The sequence below is a fragment of the Flagellimonas crocea genome (assembly GCF_033441595.1).
GTDB classification, from domain to species: Bacteria; Bacteroidota; Bacteroidia; order Flavobacteriales; family Flavobacteriaceae; genus Flagellimonas; species Flagellimonas crocea.
The window spans coordinates 218,328-237,379 of record NZ_JAUZVX010000002.1 but is presented as its reverse complement, the minus strand read 5'-3'; the positions used below and the strand labels follow the sequence as shown (position 1 = coordinate 237,379).

The window sequence follows — 19,052 nt, the reverse complement described above, 5'->3', positions numbered from 1 at the left end:
ATTTTTTGAAAACTTTTATCAAAACATATATTTTGTATGGTGGCCTAGCAGCTTTGTTGTTCCACTCCTGCAGTATAAAAAAGTTTATCCCCGAAGGCGAGCGTCTCTATACGGGGGCAGAATTGACATTGGATACCATTGGCAACGTAACCGAACTAAAAGATGTTGAGTCTGAACTGATCGATTTGATCGAGCCCAACCCCAATACCACATTTTTGGGAATGAAGCCTGCGCTATATTTTCATTATAAGGCACAGCGGAAAAAACCAGGTTTTATTTACAAGTTCCTTAATAAATCCTTTGGTGAGGAACCCGTATACTTCTCCGATGTGAATCCGCAACAGGTGGAAGAGCTTTTATTGAACCGCTTGGACAACAACGGCTTCTTTTACAGCAGGTCCAGCTCCGAGACCCTTTTAAAGGAAAAATATGCATCGGTCAACTACTCCGCAACGGTACAGGAACCCTATACGCTGGAAAACTACGAAGTGGACCGTGATTCCCTGCCCATCTACAACGAGTTGTTGGACCTCATCAAAGCGACCCCCTTATCACAAAACGATCGTTTTGACCTTGATCTTTTAAAAGCGGAACGGGAACGCTTAGACCATGGATTAAAACAGCGAGGGTACTATAACAGTCATGCCAACCTTATGATTTTTGAAGCGGACACCAATCAATACCAAAATCGAAAATTCGACCTGTTCCTTCGTTTAAAGAAAAATGTACCTAAAAAAACGGCCATACCCTACACCATCGACTCCATCACGGTTTATCCCAATTATTCGATCGAGGGCGATACCCTACCATTGTCCAAACAAAACCGAACCACGGTAAACGGGACCGATTTCATACAGAACGAATACTATTTTAAACCCAAATTACTGGAAACGTATCTCTTGTTCAAAGAGGGAGATCTGTACAATGCAAACACCTCCAAAATAACCAGCAGCAGGCTTTCCTCCTTGGGCAGTTATAAGTATGTGAACATACAGTACACCGAATTGGACACTACCTTGACCGACGGCGATGGAGGCTCCCTTGCTGCAGATATTTATCTGGCCCCTTTGACGAAGCGATCGTTGCGGGCAGAAATACAGGCGGTGACCAAATCTAACGGATTTACGGGCCCAGGACTATTGTTGACCTATAATAACAGAAACCTTTTTAAAGGAGGGGAAACCTTGAGCCTGTCCACTCATTTTTCTTATGAATCCCAACTTACGTCTGGAAACAATTCCAGTTTAAGCAGTATTGCTTGGGGCGTAAAGGGAGATTTGATTTTCCCCCGTTCCATTCCCTTTTCACCAGAAAATTTCAGGTATTCCGTTCCCAAAACAAAAATATCCGCAGGGGTGGATTTCTTGAAAAGGAGTCAACTTTTTACCTTGAGTTCCATCAACGGTTCCTTTGGATATACCTGGAAGGAAAACCGATATGTTTTTCACCAGTTAGATCCAATTAGTATCAATTACACTCGATTGTCCAATGTGACGGATGAGTTCCAACAGATCTTGGATGACAATCCCTTCCTCCGTAGAAGTTTTGACCAACGTTTTATAGCAGGACTCCTGTACACTTTTACTTATGACGAAGTATCCGATCTGGGTAAGGATTACCCTATTTTCTTTTCTACCAATATCGATTTGGCAGGAAACTTTTTTAGTTTGATTGATGGCGGTTCAGGTACCATTTTTGGCTCGGAATATGCGCAATATGCCAAAATGGATGCGGATTTTCGGTTTTACCTGAGAATGGGCAAGGAACAAACTTTGGTGTCGAGAGTGTATGCTGGATGGGGAATACCTTACGGAAACAGTGAGACCCTTCCCTTTGTGAAACAATTTTTCTCAGGAGGTCCCTATAGTGTTAGGGCTTTCAATATCCGTTCACTGGGGCCAGGAAATTTTAATGCCACTTCGGAAGATTCCACTACCGATTATTTTGACCGATCGGGTAACCTAAAACTGGAAGCCAATATCGAGTATCGTTTCCCTATATTCTCCTATCTTAAAGGTGCTTTTTTTGTAGATGCGGGCAATGTATGGCTTACTGGGGATTTTGACGAATTGGAGGACGACCAACAAAACAGTACTTTTTCAAATACCCTTTTTGCCGATGGCAGATTTGAATCGGATTGGTTGCAGGAAATGGGCGCAGGGTTCGGTTTTGGATTGCGGGTGGACATCCAGAATTTTGTGATTCGGTTTGATTTGGCCTCACCTTTTAGAGTGCCCTATCAACCAAAAAATGACAGATGGAACGTTCCCTTTTTTGGAAACAACGGGAACAAAGCAACATTGAATTTTGCCATTGGCTACCCTTTCTAATCCCTGATGATATCCATTTTCCGCAACAAAAAGGAAGCGTTCATGTTCTGGCAAACCCCTTTTTTAAAGGTATAGTCAAAATACAGTTCCCCGTTTACGATTTGGGCATCAAAATAGCGGTTTTCCACTTCGGACAGTTCATCGGCAAGGCTGCACAAACTTAGATCGTGCGTAGCGACCATGCCCGTAGACCCATTTTTTACCAATCGTTCAACAAATTTTTTGGAACCAGCGGCCTTATCCACACTATTGGTACCCTTCAAAATTTCATCCAAAATCACAAAACAGTCATCCTTATCCAGCTCCTCCACAATGTATTTTAAGCGTTTGAGCTCCGCATAAAAATAGGAAGTCTCATCCGCCAAAGAATCCGAAGATCGCATACTTGTTAGCAAACGTACGGGACGGTACAACACTTCTCTTCCTTTTACGGGCAAACCCATGTTGGCCATTACTATCTGCAGGCCAACGGCACGCAAAAAGGTACTTTTACCAGCCATGTTGGCGCCCGTAACTATGCAAAAACGACCCTTTGCGATCTCAAAATCGTTTAAAACGTTCTTTTTGGGGTCCACCAAGGGGTGGCCCACTTCTTTCCCGCTAAGGATAATGTCACCATGAACCAAGTTCGGATAGGTATGATCGGAATGGTTGAAGGCATAGGTACCAAGCGTGATGTAGGCATCAAACTGGGCAATGGCGGAAAACCAATCTTCAACATCGTCCCCATATTTCTCGATCCAAGATTCCACTTTATAGGCATAATAAACACTATATAAGCCGAGACCCTGTGCAAACATCGAAATTATGAGGTTGAACTGCTGCTCCAACATCGTCATACTTTGGGAAAATTTCTTTAGAATTTTTGATGTCCTCTCCCCTTTTACCTCTAGTTTTTTCTGAAGCTCTTGCAGCAACTCTGAGTTGAAAGCATGTGCTTCCAGTTCCGAAATCAGTCGTTGGTGTTGTTGAATGGTTTCTTGGGCCTCCGATACATTTGTGGTAAATCCGATAATGTTCTTTGCATAGCGACCTACGATTCCAGCGCCCAGGAGATACCAGAACAGAATCAAACTTTCGGGCACATGGCCCATAACCGCCAATGTAATCAGTACAATCGACAACACACCAAAAATCGGCGGAACGATTCCCGCCCATTTGGGCATAAAAGACTTGTGGTTTTTCATCCAGTCGGAAACCACATCGGGGGATATTTTGGGTCGGGTCTCTCCTGCCAATGCCGAGAAATGTTGCCGCCATTCGGGTAATTGCGACAGTACCTGAATCGCAGCCTGTTTTTTGGCTATATCCTTTGGATATATGTCCAATAAAAGCTTTGAAAACACCTCCCTACCCTGCACCAAGGTCGTACGGTTGGCATACTGGTAAAAGGAACCCCTTCCAAAAATATCAAGGTCCTGGGCATATGGATGATCGGGTTCCAAAAACTCCTTGCCGTCGGGCAAATAATGAAACTTTCGGGCCAGAATGTTCAATTCTGTATTGTTGATTTCGATAAGCCTTTCCAAATATTCCTTATGGCGTTTTACATTGCTGAAGCGGGTGACCAAATACAAAAACAGCGCAATGCCCAAGGGCAGCACTACAAATAGCAACGAACTTCCCCAAAGGAAATACATACCAAGGGCCAAGGCCACAAAAACGGACAAACGCAAGGTGGCCAACAGGCCCAATTGTTTTTTTGCCTGCTGAAGTTCCTGCTGATGTTTATCTCGCTGGGAAGTGTAAAATGTTTTTAAATCTTTCATGAAACATCAACCTAAATTGTTGAGCTCTTGTTGAAGCTTTTTGGTCAATCCAGATACGACCAGTTCATAGGAATGGTCGACCAGATCTTTGATCAATCGGGGAGGGAGCTCTTCCAGAAACAGGGTGTTCCAATGGGTCTTGCTCATATGATAGCCTGGCATGATTACGCCATCATATTCCTCCCGAAGCTCCACGGCCCTTTCGGGGTCGCACTTTAAATTGCACTGCGTAGGGAGGCGTTCCAAAGGCACGAGGGCGAACATTTTGCCCATCACCTTGAACACTAATGTGTTTTCATCAAAAGGAAACGCTTCGGTCACCCCCTTTTTGTTCAGGCAAAGCTCCCGAAGTTCCTCTACATTCATTGCTGGATTCCCTGTGAGTCGTAAACGATGACTTTCTCCCAAAAATCTTCGCACTCTTCTATAAAAACCTTGTGAGCGGCTTCGTCTTGATAGGCGGCCTGATCTTCGGCAGATTCAAAAGAAAGGATCAAAGAGTAGGTGAACGAATCGTCCACCACATCGCGGATGGCCTTTGGCGGCTTACCGATAAATTTTGTCTTCGCGTACTGCGAACTGTTCAAAAATTTGGTCAAGGATGCTTCAAAAGTGGCCCTATCGGCTTGACTATCTGGATTTTTAAACCAGAAATAGACCACGTGGGCAAACGTGTGGTCAAAATTATTGTTCATTTCATTTTTGATTTGTACACAACTGGAGGCTAATACACCTACCAATAGCAGGGTTACAATTTTGGTTTTCATATTTACTCTTCTATTGATTCTTTTTCCTTTTTTGATATTTCCAAAGCGGAACAATCCAATGTCCATCCAATGGTCTCCACTATTTTTTCCACGACCAAAACGGCCTGTAATGCTTCTCTCCTTGCAGTTTCCATCAACCCGCTTTCGGGTATCTTTTTTCTGATATGCTCTTTGGCCTCTTGATTCAGATTGGTCAGATCTGTGGGCGAAAAGCTGTTAAAAATACCATTTTTAATGTCATAAAATTGCAGGTCGGGTTCAATGGACAATATTTCTGGCTCTGGAAAATGGTTGAGCATGATCCGCTTGTTGTCGTTATCCGCTTTTAAATCCAATTTGTTCAGGTCGTACCCGATCTGTGCCTTCGCCTTGATGACGATCAATGCCTTTTTCTTGCTTCGCAACAGGCTCATAAAGCTGTCCTTGGTGTTCTCGTAATGATAGATCTCGGCAAAATCCCCTTCAACCGAAACCAATTTGCATACACTACGGATTTTATTGAGAATTACGGTAGACTGTTCTTCGGTAATTTCTTTGTTCTTCTTTTTTCGGAACAGGGAATAGACCCAATACATGATTATTGCGCCCAAGATCAACCCCAAAACAATATCCACAACTTCGCCCATATTATTTTCCTATTTCACCCAAATGGGTAAACTTAAATCCTTTATCATATTTTAATCCGTACCCCAGCATTCTGTCCAACGCGGAGTGCGAGAACAAAATTACCCCGATCAACTGGCATAAAGGTATGGAAAAGTAAGCGCCCACCAGATAGATGAGTATGGCCACTCCCTTATGATGAAACAGATTATAACAAAAAGCTCCGACCTTGTTTCCGAAAATGTAGCCCACCATTCCAATATCAGGGGTTAACATCAATACCAAAAACCACCACCAGGGGTAATCCAGCAAACTAAAAAGGTAGATGCCCAGAACGAACATCATTACCTCTTCCAATTTCAGGGTTGTCTTCATTTATGGGTTTTCAATTTTGTACAACACAGGTCTACTGGGGCTGGCATCATTTTCAAAAGGTGCTACTTGTAGGTTTAAAAAGTAGGTGCCGTCTTCCACAGGGTTGGGCACATAAATAAATTCTGTTATGGTGGCTTTGGTCCTGGGCTTTCCGCTCATGTTCCAAAAGGCCTTGTGCGCCAAAAGCTCTCCGCCATCCCTTTCCTTGTCCACGGAGGGGAGGTCTATCAACAAATGATCCACTCCTTTTTTCACCAAATATTTGGCCGCTGCCTCGGTCAGGTACGTTGGGTTGGTATCCGAATATTTTTTGGAACGCTTGTCGCCTAAATTGGGCATGGTCCTGATAACTACGGCCTGTCGTTTTTTGTTGCCCAAGGCATATTTTATTTGCTTTTCCGAGATGATAAAATCCTCGTCCATTTGTTCGGGGGCCACGGTGATTACCTCGGCCAAAAAGAAAAATTGCTTCAGTTTTTTATTGATGGAGTTGAACTCCTCCGAAATATGTCCCAAACATTCGGTATGCGTAACGTGCGAATGGGGGTTGAACCAAATATCGTTGAAATTGGTGGATGCGCCGTCGCTTACCTTTCCCACAAACCCGTCCTCTTCATGCGGTGAGATTTTGGGCGGGTCCAAGTACCATGCGTTCACGTTTTTGTCGCCCCCTTTGAGCGGTATTGAAATATCAAGGGGTTTGGTGAGGTCTATTTTATAGTTACGGGAGTTGTGTTTTACTGTGGCAATCATTTAAGCTAAACTAGTTTGCAGTAATTAAGTCAATTCATTTGATAAATGCAATTATTAAATTCCTTTTGGTTGAATTCTGCTAACTTCACAAATCACTTGATAGAATTTATGGAAACGAGTTATATCTTTAACGTAGTGTGTCATTTAAGAAATCTGATCTAAAAGAAAATGCTGAAATTATATAAACAAGTAGATAATAAATTACATTATTGGGAAACTTGGGACCAAGATAACAGAACTGGAATAGTCCATAAGGGAATTGTTGGGGAAAAAGGAAGTTTTAAAGAAGTAAAATCTGGGTTTTCAACTAATTTTCACGAGAAAATCCAAAAAGAGATATATGAACAAACTGAAAATGGATTTCAACCAATTGACATAGAAAACCATTATAGGCTTTTGATTGAATTTGAAGTTGATGGAATGGGAACAGAGAAAGATGTGGAAAAACGGACTCGACTTCAAAACAGAATGGACGAAACTTTAGGTTGGACTGGACTCGGATTTTGTGATGGTGGAAGTATTGGAAGCGGAACAATGGAAGTTTGCTGTTTTGTGGTTGATTTCGAAATTGCCAAAGCAATCGTTGAAAAAGACTTAAAAAGTACTGAATTTGAAAATTACACTCGAATTTATAATGACGACGCTGAATAAACGCGAAAAAAAAATGTATTACTGAAAATTACAACGTTACAAATAAAGCATTGAAACAGACAACTTTGCTTCATTAAAAACAAATCATAACTTAGAACATTGACATTGACCTAAAAACCAACCTCAACCTTGAACCAATGATCACTACACATAAATTGAAATCTTTACTTTCGACATTAATTCTAGCATTTCTAGCTCTAATTGATGTAAATGCCCAAAAACTTGACAACAACATGGAAAAAGAAAAGCCAATTGAAGTTGCCTTTATCATGTTCGATGATTATGAAACCTTGGATGTTTTCGGGCCAGCAGAAATTTTTGGCCGTTTAGTGGATCTATACTCGCTCAAGTTTTATTCCCTCGAGGGAGGTGTGGTCACCAATAGGCACAAAGTTCCCATCATGACCGAAAAATTTGAGACCATGGGCAACGGTCCTAAAATTATTTTGGTTCCAGGGGGTATGGGTACCCGAAAGGAAGTGAACAATCCCCAACTTTTGGATAAAATAGAAGAACTATCCCAAACGAGTGATTATGTCCTTTCCGTTTGTACTGGCAGCGCACTTCTCGCCAAGTCTGGACTATTGGATGGCAAAAAGGCTACGTCCAACAAGCGGGCTTTTTCATGGGTTGTTTCCCAAAATTCGGAGGTTGATTGGGACAAGAAAGCGAGATGGAAAGTTGATGGTAAATACTACACCTCTTCGGGCGTAAGCGCAGGCATGGATATGGCTCTGGGCTTTTTAGCCGATAGACACGGTATTGATTTCGCCAGAAAGGTGGCCAAAGAAATTGAATACAACTGGATAGAGGACAAGGATAACGATAATTTCGTGGCCGAATAAGCACTGCTTTAATCCACAAAAAACTAATCACTTGCGATTCCATCGGCTAAAAACTTGCCTTTTTTTATAAACAGGATATTTTTAACGGAAAACCGTCATTGGGAATCAATTCTACTCATGGATTCCTGCCTACGCAGGAATGACAGTTTACTATTTTAAGTTAAGCATAAAAAGGTCCGAGGCAATCCCATCAGCCAAAAACTTGCCTTTTTTGGTGGTGAGCAACTTTCCATCCCTGACAACGAGTAAATCCTGTTCCAGAAATTTGGAGGATTGTTGGTTGACGTATCTCAGGTAATTTTCTCCAAATTCACTTTCTATTCTAGCCAAATCCACACCCCAAATGGTACGTAGGCCCGTCATTACAAATTCGTTGTACCTATCCGTAGTGGAAAGTGTCTCAATTTCGATGGGCAGCACATTTTCTTCTATTTTTTTGATGTAGGTCGGGTTGTTCCGTATGTTCCAACTTCGATGGGTTCCATCAAAGGAATGTGCAGATGGGCCAACGCCCAAATAGGTTTTGCCCAACCAATAGGCGGTGTTGTTTTTGGAGAAATAATCGGGCTTGCCAAAATTGGAAATTTCGTAGTTTACAAAACCGTTGGCTTCCAAAATCTCCACTAGAATATGAAATTGCTCTTGGGCCTGCTCATCATCCACATCGGGGACCACACCTTTTTCTATAAACTTTTTGAGGGCCGTTCGGGGTTCCACAGTCAGCGCGTAGCTGGAAATATGGGGCAGGTCAAAATCCAAAGCTTTTTGAATATTGGCTTTCCATCGTTCATTGCCCATACCAGGGATTCCGTAGATCAAATCGATGGAGATATTGTCAAAATGAGTTCTGGCTTCCCGAATACAGTTTTCAGCCTCTTGGGCATTATGTGCACGGTTCATCAAACGTAGATCTTCTTCAAAAAAGGATTGGATGCCTATGCTGAGACGGTTAATCCCTGACTTTTTATATTCTGAAAAGAGATCTCTCGACTGCGCTCGAGATGACACCAAATCATCAGGATTGGCTTCGAGGGTGATTTCTGGATCATTAATTACTTTGTAATTGTCGTAAACTGCCTGAATCAAATATTCAATTTCATGATTGGATAAAACTGATGGTGTTCCCCCTCCAAAATAAATCGTCTCGACCACCTCATCAATCTCCGATTTACGCAGAACTAGTTCTTTGGCAATGGCCTTGACCATGGTTTCCTTTTTTCCCAGTTGTGTGGAAAAGTGAAAATCACAATAATGGCAAGCTTGCTTGCAAAATGGAATATGGATATAAATTCCGCTCATTCGATCAATTAACAATTAGCAATGAACAATCCTTATTTCTTAATTCTTGATTCATTTTGCTTCACAAAAGCTTCCCAACCCGTATAGCTTTTACCTACCTCTACCCTGCCCTCATTGTAGAAATGACAAACTGCGGCCGCCAAGCCGTCCGTACTGTCCAGGTTTTTGGGCAAGGATTTCAATTTTAAGACGCTTTGAAGCATTCGGGCCACTTGCTCCTTACTGGCATTTCCATTGCCCGTTATGGCCATTTTTATCTTCTTGGGCATATACTCGGTAATCGGTATTTGTCTGGACAGCCCAGCCGCCATCGCTACCCCTTGTGCACGGCCCAACTTGAGCATGGACTGCACATTTTTTCCATAAAATGGGGCCTCAATGGCGATTTCATCGGGATGATAAGTGTCGATAAGTTCCAAGGTGCGTTCAAAAATAAGTTTGAGCTTGGTATAAGGGTCATCGTACTTTTTGAGCATCAACTCGTTCATTTGCACAAAATGCATCTGTTTGTTGATAACCTTGATGATTCCAAAACCCATGATGGTGGTTCCAGGATCTATTCCCAATATAATTTTTTCTATAGCCAAATCAGTTGGTGTTTAGTACGAGCGGAAGCCTGAAACGCAGACTTACAGGATTTCCTCTTTTCAAAGCGGGGGCCACGGTCGTCAAGTCGTTCAAACTTTCGGAGATCTTGCTGTTGAAATCCGATATTTCGTTGAGTACGGAGGTTTTTTCCTCCACGTTCAAAACCGAAATAAAACCGTGCTCATCAATCAAAAAATCGATGTATACGGTATCGTTCATGTCGTTTCGAACCTGAAACTCGAGCCCAGCCAAAGCTTCGGAAAAATATTCGGTGATCACATTCTGAAAGCACTCCTGTTGTGCCTCTTTCGGGGCGGTTTCATCGCAGTCCTCAAAAAGCGGGTATTGATCCACATCGTTCCAATCGATGGCCAAAAGTTCTTCATTGACCAGTTTTTGGGTCTTGTCCTCCTTGGACTCGAACAGCTCGCAGGACGCGAGCAACCCCATAAAAATGATTGATAAAACAAACTTCTGCATGACAGCCCCTAGAATTTGGCTGAAATTACGACATTTTGAAGAAATCAGTTGCCGACAAAATGGATTTCCTCCTTTATCTCGGTTATGCGTTTTGTGACCCGTTCCTTGAGCCAAGGAACTATATCAGGGTACATTTCGAGCAACTTTTCGTAATAGTTTAAGCGGGTTTTGGGGTCTTTATAGTACTCATCGGCGAGAATACATATCTGATAATAATTGTAATAGTCATCCTTGTTCTCTTCCCAAGCCTTTACATAGTAATCCATGGACTTTTTGGTCTGTCCTTTGAGTCGCGCAATACGGCCAAGATCTGCATATTCTTGCGGAAAGGTGGCCATTCGCTCCTCAATGGATTTTTCAATGTAGTATTGCGCACTGTCCAACGCCTTTTCCTTAAAATGTACCTCTCCCAATCCAGAATAGGCGGCCGCTTTCTTATCTGGAAACTCGCTCAATTTGTGATATGTCTCCAATGCCCTTTTTGGTTCCCAGTTTCGGAAATAGCTAAAGGCCAGTTTCTCGTACACAAAAGGCTTTTCCTCACCCAATTCCAATAATCGTTCAAAATGGGGAATGGCTTGTTTAAACTGACCGTTATTAAAATAGGCCAAGGCCTTTAGGTTGATCATGGCCACATCGTTTTCATAAAACTGAAGGCCCTTATCGATATAGACCAGTGCGGAATCCCTGATTTCTTGACCCACATAGTATTTTCCCAAAGCGTACAAACTGCGTAAATGGGTGCTGTCCATTTTCACAGCGGTCTTGAACGCCTTGTTTGATTTATCCGTTTGATCAAGGGATTCATAGGTCCTTCCCAAATAATAGAAATACTCAGGGTTCTGTTGTTCCGATGATGTCAAAACCTGAAACATTTCCATGGCTGATGCATAGTTCTTGGTTTTCAACAATAGCTTGCCCAGTTCAAAACGTGCCAGTTCAAATACAGGGTTGTTATCCAAAATAGCTGCGTACTGGGCTATGGACTTATCAAAATTACCGATAGCATTGTAAGCCCTCGCTATTTGTAGATTTGATTTTTCGTCCCCAGCCTTTGCATATTCATTAATAGCCGCGGTGTAATTGCCCAAGGCATACAAACTATCGGCAACGGACAAAGCCGATGTTTGTGCACCGGCTTTACAACTTATTAAGAGTATGAGAACAATTATCTTCTTCAAACGGATTGCTTATTTTAATTTGAATGTTATTGGAATGGAAAAAATCACATCGGCTGGTTTTCCATCATGCATTGCAGGTTCCATTTTTGGCAATTTCGCAATTATTCTTTGCGCTTCAGCTTCCAAAATAGGACTTGGGCCTTTTGATTTGATATCCACGATATCTCCATCCGCATCAATACCGAACATAATGGCCACCCGACCTTGAATTCCCTGTTCCTGTGCTTCTTGCGGATAGTTAAAATGTTTGCGAACATGGTTTTGAACGCTCTCCAAGAAACAAGCTCTCTTGTCGGCTGCATTTTCACAGCCGGGAAATACTGGTGCTTCATCAATTTCGGCAAAGGGGACCCAACCATCTCCTCGGTCACCAAATTTTTGAATCTCTTTGTTCAATTCCTCTTCATCATTGCCATCTAACCTAAAAATAATTGGAATTGAGAATGGTACTTGCACAATTTTACCTTCATGCTTTCCGGGTTGCATTCGAGGTAATTTGGTCAAAATTCGTTCGGTTTCCTTTTCCAAAAGCTCATGTGGTCCTCTCATTCTAATATCTACAATGCTTCCTTTGGTATCAATTATGAAAATGGAGGATACCCTGCCTTGAATACCAAGCTTTTGTGCCTCTTCAGGATAATGAAAGTTTTTACGGATATGTTCCTGTATTTTTTCTTGAAAACAGGCGTTTTTGTCCGCGGCACCTTCACAGCCTGGAAAAACAGGCACCTCATCAATAACTCCAAATGGTATCTCATTGGCAACGGCCAGGGATACCCCATCAACCGAATCAAGCTCGGTATCTTCCTTGTTGGTTTCACAGGAAGTGTACACCAACATACCCAACACAAGGGGCAACAACAATACATACTTTAACTGCCATACGGCTTTGGACTTCTTTTTTTGTAACATGACTATTCGTTTTTTGATTAGTGATCTATTAAAAAATTGATTTACGAAACTGATATTTTGGGTATGGAACGCTTCGGACAACAACATCTCAAAATGAGCCTCCTTGTCGTGTTTGACGGCTCTTTCATCGGCAATGAACTCATGGAGTTCGGCCACCCTGTTCTGATAGATATACACCAAAGGGTTGAACCAGAAGACGATTCGGGCCAGCTCAAAAAAGAGCAGGTCCAGGGTGTGCCATTGCTTTACGTGCACCAATTCGTGGGCCAGAATATTGGCCTCTTTGTCCTTTTTGATTTCCTCGCCCATAAAAACGTTTCGGAAAAAGGAGAAGGCCGAGGTACTTTTGGGCACCGTTATTTTTGTGAAGTCTTTATAATTCTCAACAATACTTTTATGACGGAGTCTGCTTATCTGAATCAATTTGTACACAAACCAAATGGTCGCCAACATACTCCCTATGCCCAAAATCAGATAAGGCCATGGGATATGGTCCAGAAAACTGGTTTCCTCTGCGCCTGGACCAAGTACCACGCCGTTCAATTGTGAAAGGAATACCGTTGTATTTTCCAAACCCTGTGGCATAGTGGTCTGGAGCGCTTGAATCTTTACCCAGGGCAATATGAGGGAAAGGGCAAACGTACCCAACAGATATGCACGGTTCCATTGAAAAAAGGTCTCTTTCTTTAAAAAAAGGTCATAAGCCAACAAAAAGACCAATTGAAATGCCAAGGATTCTAATATATAGGTAATCATTGCTCTTTGTCTTTAATGTTCTTCATAATGTCTTCGAGTTCCTTCAGGCTGATATCGTTTTTCTTCATAAAAAAGGATACCATACTGCTAAATGACCCTTGGAAATATCCATCCATCAACGTATTTAATCGTTGGTTGCTGTACTCTTCCTTTTTCATCAAAGGAAAGTATACATGCCCCTTGCCCACTTTTTCATGGGATACAAAACCTTTATCTTCCAAAATTCTGACAATGGTGGACACGGTATTATAGGCTGGTTTGGGTTCTGGCAATTCGTCCAGAATTGCGGCTACATTCCCCTTTTCAATTTTCCAAAGGAGCTGCATAACCTCTTCTTCTGCCTTGGTGAGTTGTTTCATTTGATACATTTTAGTTGTCATTCCCGAGAAATCGGGAACCCCATTCATATTCTTTATAATCCAAGCTAAATACTTGAAAATTAGTTCAGATTTCTCATCTTGACTTCGACTGCGCTCAGTCTAACAATTCGAAATGACACTGCTAATATAACTAAATATTTAGTTTAAACTAATTTTTTAGTTGAAAAAATAAATAAAAAATCCGCCAGCGTACTAAACTGACGGATAATTATTTGGCGCGTTGGATTTATTTTTGTTAAGTATCCATTGGGTTTGGTCGAGCTGTCGTATCGAGCGCAGTCGAGATGCGAGACCGATTCAAAAAACCCAAACCAAAAGCACCTCTCGACTTCAGTTCATCTTGAGCGTAGTCGAAAGACTCGAGGTGACAACTGTCTACTCCGAGAATCATTTTAGAACGTTACCGTAACCTTTCCCCGTAAGTAAAAAGGTGTCCCAGGTGTAAAGTGAATCTCTTCAAACGAGTTCGGTTCGTTGAACAAACGGCTTTCCGTAGCAAACTGTGTTTCGTTCCATTCGGTATCGAACAGGTTTTCCACAATCAGTCCAAACGTCCAATTCTTCACACTACAATTGAGTGTAGCATCGGTCACAAAATAACCTTCGGCTACAATCGAATTGTCCTCATTGGCAGGTCTATCATCAATATACCTGTAGTTCAATCCACCCGAAAAACCTTGGTCCCCTCCTAAAGTAAGACCACCTGCCATCGTGAAATCTGGCGCCAAAGGAATATAATCTTCTCCATCCGCCTCCTCGGTGCTGTGGGCGTGGGTGTAGTTGGCATCGGTATACAGGTACAACCAATCCAAAGGTTGGTATCTTGCCCCTACTTCGAGGCCCATTCTTCTGGTTTTTCCACTAGGTTCCACAATACCTGCATCCCCGACGTACACAAACTCTTGATCCAAGAACAAGGTCCATAAGGTGGCATTCAGTACCAGTTTATCGGCTGGTTTTATGATGGTCCCCAAATCCACCCCGTAGGCAGCTGGCAGAATTTCTTCGCCTCCGTTCGCCACCACCACTCGGGTGTCGTTGGAGTGAAAACCAATTCCGGCTTTCAAGAAAAACTGAGTATTCTCGGTTGGACTGTAAATGGTATTGAACTTAGGGCTAAACGCCACTTTTTCCTCACTTCGGCTATCATACAGCTCGCTCATCTTGTTGATGTAATCGAACCTAAAGTAGTCCAACCGTAGCGCAGGCTCAAACGTAAACTTGCCCGATTTAAACTCTGCACCAGCAAAAGCGTAGCTGTTCACCTCATCCACATCGCCATAGGCCAAACGCTCCAACAATTCCTGACGATTCAAGGTGCGGGACAATTGGTTGTCGTCCACATTATCGTATCTGAAACCGATTCCTGCATTATATTTAAATCCCATTTCGCCCAAACTGGCCGAATTGTTCTGAAAAACCGTCTTGGCCCCTGCCATCATTCGGTCCTCAAACTGCCTGATTTGGTCACCGTTCACGGGATTTTCCAAGAAAAAGGTAAAGTTGGAATACAACTCAAAATCGTAGTGGGACACAAAAGCCATGGTATTGAGCGATTTTCCCGTACCCAAATTTTTATTATGGTTCAAAACGAAGTTGGTTCTGCTCGTTTGCCCGCCTTCGGTATCATCAATAGCTCCAAAACGGCTGATGAGACCTTGGTCCACGGCACGCTGTGGTATTTGTCCCGATGCATCCCACTTGCTGGAAAAGTGAGAAGCCGTCAACAAGAGTTCCTGATCACCTGGCAGGGCATAGCGGTATCTTCCCAATATATTGATTCGATTGAAGTTCTGTGGTGATTCAAATGGGCCATCCGTTAAATACAGTTCGGAAGCCAAGTATGCATTGCTGTTCTGTTTATCCATAACATTGAACATGCCCACAAACCTGCGGGCACCAAATTGTCCCACTTCGGTGGACAGCATACTCTCGTCCAAACTTTTCCTAAGCCTCAAATTGACATAACCTGCTGTATTAAAGTTTCCTTGGTCAGCATAATAGGGGCCTTTGCCAAAATTGACATTCTCAATGGTCTCTGGAATCACAAAGTGAAGATCCGCGTAACCTTGACCATGGGCATGCGACACCATGTTCACGGGCATACCATCCACATTGATGGCCACATCGGTTCCGTGATCCACATCGAAACCTCGCAGGAATATCTGCTCTGCTTTCCCGCCCCCTGCGTGTTGGCCAATGATCAGGCCAGGGACCTTTCTTAAAATTTCTTGGGATGACTTTACAGGATTCGTTTTTACATCCACATCCACGACTCGGCTCAAGGCATCCACTTCGGATACCAAAACCACTTGTTCCAAAGAAATGGAGCTCTCTTCAAGAACAATGGTCATCGGATCCTGTAGATCCGTTTCACTCATCACTCTGGTCAGCGTGGCGTATCCCAATCTGGAAAAATAGATCGTGTCGTTTACCGAAGTTCTATCCAGAACAAAATGTCCTGTTCCATCCGTATGGCTATGTTGGCCGCTGGTCTTGTTAAAAATCCCAGCATCCTCAATGGGGGAACCGTCTTCATCCATCAGTTTTCCCTTTACGTTTTGTGCAGCAATAGTGCCCATGAACAGCATGGACAATGCCGCCATAAAATATTTCATGTCGTTGTCTTTAAAATTTAATTTGAATAAATCGGTCTGAACAATAGAGGTACTAGACCAGTTCCAAAAGATTGAAACCCGTCCATAAAAATTGGCCTAGCCCATTTTTCAGCTATGTTGCGGAGGAGGTGTAATTACCCGTTGACACCCTAAGGAAGTTAAGGTTTGGTATTCCCAATTGCTTTGACCAATTGGTCTTGTAGCTATTTCAGATGCAATGCCAGTTTCTTCAACGAAATGTTTGTCCAATTTTAGATTGATTTCATCCTTGGATTCCTGTTCCTCAGGCTGGTTGGCCTCCAACAAATCCTTTAAGGCTTCCAAAGCTTCGTGCGAGTGACCTGCCATGGCCTCCAGTGAAGAATAATCGATGGCTTCGTGGTCCGAAGCAAAGTTATGATGGTGCGTTTTGGGGGATAGTACGTGAGAAACCTCATGAAGCGTCTCCAATACGAGACCATTAAAAAGCCCGAGCAAATAAAACAGGCACATGGCGATACATCCTGTTCGGATAAACCTTGTTTTTGTATGTGTTTTACTCGGCTTCATTACCTTTTGATAATCGGTTTCAAATGTACCTACGAAAAAATAAAGGGTAGGGTTTTATTTTGATTTTGTTTGTAACAATTGTCGGCTACATTTGTCTAACAGGAAAACACAGCCATGGACATTGCATTGCTCATTTTAGGGTTTCTTTTGATGCTGGTCGGGATATTGGGTAGTTTTTTGCCCGTACTGCCAGGTCCGCCCATAAGTTGGGTCGGATTGTTATTACTCTATTTGACCAAGGCCGTGCCCGACAATTGGTGGGTACTCGGAATCACTTTTGTGATAGCCATAGCCATAACCATTTTGGATTATGTGATTCCCGCCATGGGCACCAAACGGTTCGGCGGCAGCAAAGCAGGTATGTGGGGTACCATTGTGGGTCTACTGGTTGCCATATTTGTTCCCATATTTGGACCACTTGGAATTATAATCTGGCCATTTATTGGTGCATTGGTCGGAGAATTGCTGAACAAGGCCAATAAAGAAACTGCCATGAAGGCGGCTTTTGGTTCGTTTCTAGGTTTTTTGACGGGCACTTTCATGAAGTTTGTCGTAACCCTTCTTTACGCTATATTTTACGTTTACATTACCATCAAGTACGCGGGCGACCTGTTTACGTTTAGCTAGTCAAACCACTCCACTTTATCAGCAATAGGCGTTCTTGCGGATGGAATCACTTCTCCATCAAAATAACCCATATAAAAAAAGCCCAAACACTTTTCGCCTTCGTTTAGGTCAAAAAACTCATCCATATATTTGATGAGTCCAGGTGAAGACCAATAACTGCCAATACCCAATTCGGTACAGCACAACCACATATTTTGGACCGCCATGGCCACGGAGGCAATCTCTTCCCACTCAGGCAAACTTTCTTTTGGGTCCCTTTGCATACAGATGGCGATTACCGCTCCCGAATTGGATGGGTTAAATTGTAATTTCTTGATTTTTATCTGCTTTGGCCTCGGGTCTGTTTCCTCATATTTATTGGAAAGGAAAATCCCCAACTCCTGCTTTTTCTCACCTGTCAAAACTTTAAAACGCCATGGTTCGGTTTTTTTATGGGTAGGTGCCCAGTTGGCTGCTTCCAATATCATTTCCAAAGTTTCTTTGGTGATGGGCTTATCAATGTATTGTGGAGGGAAAATACTTCTTCGTTCCTTGATCAAATCAAAAATCATATTGCTGAATTAAGTTGAATTCCAAAGTTACGCTGCAAAACCTTGCCATCATAATTTCATAAGGAGGTCCATACATTTTTGAAGCGCAGGGTTTCTATTATCCGTTTTCCAGACCATGCTCAACACCGCACGTTGTTTTATTTTTTTCATTTCGATGAATTTTACTTTCATCTGAAATCCATGTTGAAGCGTGGTAGGCACAATCGCAATCCCCAACTTATTTTCTACTAACTTAAAAATGGTCTGCGCATGCACCGATTTATGGGAAACATTCGGAACAAATCCACTATCCTCACAAATACTGAGCACCGTATCGTAGTACATGGGACTGTAATCTTGGGAAAAAAGAATAAAATCCTCCTCCGCCACTTGATTGATGTTCTTAAAATTGGCCTCATCCAAAGGATGGTCCCCAGGCAGCGCTAAGGAAAAGGTGTCCTCAAATACAGGTCTCACATCCAATCCTTTGGGCACGCGGGACAATCGTACAAAGCCTAAATCCAATCGGTCCGCCAAAATCGCATTGATTTGCGCTCGATTGGAAAGCTCTTCCAAAGTGGTATGGACCGTTGGAAACTTTTCCTTCAGTCCCAACAATAAATTCGGCACTACATTTTGCATGGCCGAACCCAAAAAGCCGATACGCACCTCCCCTAGTTGTCCTTCTCCAATCAGTTTTACCTGTTTTTTGGTCTGTTCGAGGTGATTCAAGATAAATTCCACCTCCTTTTTTAAATATTCTCCTGCAGGTGTGAGGCTTACTTTTTTCTTGTCCCTTACAAACAATTGGGTGCCCAATATTTCTTCCATCTGTTTGATTTGAGTGCTCAACCCAGGTTGGGAAATAAACAACTTTTCGGCAGCTTTTCTATAGTGAAGCTCTTCGGCCACGGCCAAAAAATAGATGAAATGACGAAGCTCTATTTGATAATTCATAGTTATTGATTATTACAAAAATAAGTATTGGCAATTATTAATCCTAAATGGTAATTTTGAATAAACCTGATTGATCAGATAA

20 protein-coding genes are annotated in these 19,052 nt (G+C 42.5%); 4 read left to right on the top strand and 16 right to left on the bottom strand.

Going from position 1 to position 19,052, the window contains the following annotated elements; genetic code table 11:
• Positions 1 to 5 precede the first annotated feature (5 nt).
• Positions 6 to 2,330, top strand: coding sequence for a translocation and assembly module lipoprotein TamL (gene tamL / locus SD449_RS06300; protein WP_318309374.1), 2,325 nt, complete (start codon positions 6 to 8; stop codon positions 2,328 to 2,330).
• On the opposite strand, the gene SD449_RS06295 is transcribed toward tamL, so the two are convergent.
• The 6 genes from SD449_RS06295 to SD449_RS06270 all read right to left on the bottom strand — a co-directional run bounded on the left by SD449_RS06295 (position 2,327) and on the right by SD449_RS06270 (position 6,597).
• Complete coding sequence (locus SD449_RS06295; protein ID WP_318309373.1) at positions 2,327 to 4,099, bottom strand: MutS-related protein; 1,773 nt, start codon at positions 4,097 to 4,099, stop codon at positions 2,327 to 2,329. The two genes, tamL and SD449_RS06295, sit on opposite strands and share 4 nt — an antisense overlap.
• Positions 4,100 to 4,105: 6 nt before the next feature.
• Positions 4,106 to 4,465, bottom strand: coding sequence for an MmcQ/YjbR family DNA-binding protein (locus SD449_RS06290; protein ID WP_318309370.1), 360 nt, complete (start codon positions 4,463 to 4,465; stop codon positions 4,106 to 4,108).
• Positions 4,462 to 4,794, bottom strand: coding sequence for a Dabb family protein (locus tag SD449_RS06285; RefSeq protein WP_318309368.1), 333 nt, complete (start codon positions 4,792 to 4,794; stop codon positions 4,462 to 4,464). Before SD449_RS06285 ends, SD449_RS06290 begins: the two co-directional genes overlap by 4 nt.
• Before the next feature lie 74 nt (positions 4,795 to 4,868).
• Positions 4,869 to 5,492 (bottom strand): DUF4230 domain-containing protein, encoded by a 624-nt coding sequence (locus tag SD449_RS06280; RefSeq protein ID WP_318309367.1) that lies wholly within the window; start codon positions 5,490 to 5,492, stop codon positions 4,869 to 4,871.
• Between the two features lies 1 nt (position 5,493).
• Entirely contained in the window at positions 5,494 to 5,844 is a 351-nt protein-coding gene (locus SD449_RS06275; RefSeq protein ID WP_318309366.1) for a DUF4260 domain-containing protein, read from the bottom strand.
• Positions 5,845 to 6,597, bottom strand: a complete 753-nt coding sequence (locus tag SD449_RS06270) for a cyclase family protein (RefSeq protein ID WP_318309365.1) — start codon at positions 6,595 to 6,597, stop codon at positions 5,845 to 5,847.
• A gap of 168 nt (positions 6,598 to 6,765) precedes the next feature.
• On the opposite strand from SD449_RS06270, the gene SD449_RS06265 reads away from it, so the two are divergent.
• Together SD449_RS06265 and SD449_RS06260 are read left to right on the top strand one after the other, a co-directional pair.
• Positions 6,766 to 7,248, top strand: a complete 483-nt coding sequence (locus tag SD449_RS06265; protein WP_318309364.1) for a hypothetical protein — start codon at positions 6,766 to 6,768, stop codon at positions 7,246 to 7,248.
• 233 nt (positions 7,249 to 7,481) lie between these two features.
• The gene (locus SD449_RS06260) at positions 7,482 to 8,093 is read left to right on the top strand and encodes a DJ-1/PfpI family protein (protein WP_318309363.1); all 612 of its coding nucleotides are present in this window, start codon (positions 7,482 to 7,484) and stop codon (positions 8,091 to 8,093) included.
• A 150-nt stretch (positions 8,094 to 8,243) separates the two neighbouring features.
• On the opposite strand, the gene hemW is transcribed toward SD449_RS06260, so the two are convergent.
• The 8 genes from hemW to SD449_RS06220 all read right to left on the bottom strand — a co-directional run bounded on the left by hemW (position 8,244) and on the right by SD449_RS06220 (position 16,856).
• The gene (gene hemW, locus SD449_RS06255) at positions 8,244 to 9,392 is read right to left on the bottom strand and encodes a radical SAM family heme chaperone HemW (RefSeq protein ID WP_318309362.1); all 1,149 of its coding nucleotides are present in this window, start codon (positions 9,390 to 9,392) and stop codon (positions 8,244 to 8,246) included.
• Between the two features lie 32 nt (positions 9,393 to 9,424).
• Positions 9,425 to 9,979, bottom strand: a complete 555-nt coding sequence (ruvC, locus tag SD449_RS06250) for a crossover junction endodeoxyribonuclease RuvC (RefSeq protein WP_318309361.1) — start codon at positions 9,977 to 9,979, stop codon at positions 9,425 to 9,427.
• A gap of 1 nt (position 9,980) precedes the next feature.
• Positions 9,981 to 10,460: a hypothetical protein gene (locus tag SD449_RS06245; protein WP_318309360.1), complete on the bottom strand. Its 480-nt coding sequence runs from the start codon at positions 10,458 to 10,460 to the stop codon at positions 9,981 to 9,983.
• A gap of 44 nt (positions 10,461 to 10,504) precedes the next feature.
• Entirely contained in the window at positions 10,505 to 11,641 is a 1,137-nt protein-coding gene (locus SD449_RS06240) for a tetratricopeptide repeat protein (protein ID WP_318309358.1), read from the bottom strand.
• A 9-nt stretch (positions 11,642 to 11,650) separates the two neighbouring features.
• Positions 11,651 to 13,309, bottom strand: coding sequence for a M56 family metallopeptidase (locus SD449_RS06235; protein ID WP_318309356.1), 1,659 nt, complete (start codon positions 13,307 to 13,309; stop codon positions 11,651 to 11,653).
• Positions 13,306 to 13,668 (bottom strand): BlaI/MecI/CopY family transcriptional regulator, encoded by a 363-nt coding sequence (locus SD449_RS06230; protein WP_318309355.1) that lies wholly within the window; start codon positions 13,666 to 13,668, stop codon positions 13,306 to 13,308. The genes SD449_RS06235 and SD449_RS06230 overlap by 4 nt, the downstream gene beginning before the upstream one ends.
• Before the next feature lie 413 nt (positions 13,669 to 14,081).
• Entirely contained in the window at positions 14,082 to 16,307 is a 2,226-nt protein-coding gene (locus tag SD449_RS06225) for a TonB-dependent receptor (RefSeq protein WP_318309354.1), read from the bottom strand.
• A 108-nt stretch (positions 16,308 to 16,415) separates the two neighbouring features.
• Positions 16,416 to 16,856: a hypothetical protein gene (locus tag SD449_RS06220; protein WP_318309353.1), complete on the bottom strand. Its 441-nt coding sequence runs from the start codon at positions 16,854 to 16,856 to the stop codon at positions 16,416 to 16,418.
• 114 nt (positions 16,857 to 16,970) lie between these two features.
• On the opposite strand from SD449_RS06220, the gene SD449_RS06215 reads away from it, so the two are divergent.
• A complete protein-coding gene (locus SD449_RS06215) occupies positions 16,971 to 17,483 on the top strand; it encodes a DUF456 domain-containing protein (RefSeq protein ID WP_318309351.1) in 513 nt (170 codons plus the stop codon).
• Here SD449_RS06215 and SD449_RS06210 read toward each other — a convergent pair.
• Together SD449_RS06210 and SD449_RS06205 are read right to left on the bottom strand one after the other, a co-directional pair.
• Positions 17,480 to 18,034, bottom strand: coding sequence for a nitroreductase family protein (locus SD449_RS06210; RefSeq protein ID WP_318309349.1), 555 nt, complete (start codon positions 18,032 to 18,034; stop codon positions 17,480 to 17,482). The two genes, SD449_RS06215 and SD449_RS06210, sit on opposite strands and share 4 nt — an antisense overlap.
• Before the next feature lie 48 nt (positions 18,035 to 18,082).
• Positions 18,083 to 18,970 (bottom strand): LysR family transcriptional regulator, encoded by an 888-nt coding sequence (locus tag SD449_RS06205; protein WP_318309347.1) that lies wholly within the window; start codon positions 18,968 to 18,970, stop codon positions 18,083 to 18,085.
• Between the last annotated feature and the right edge of the window lie 82 nt (positions 18,971 to 19,052).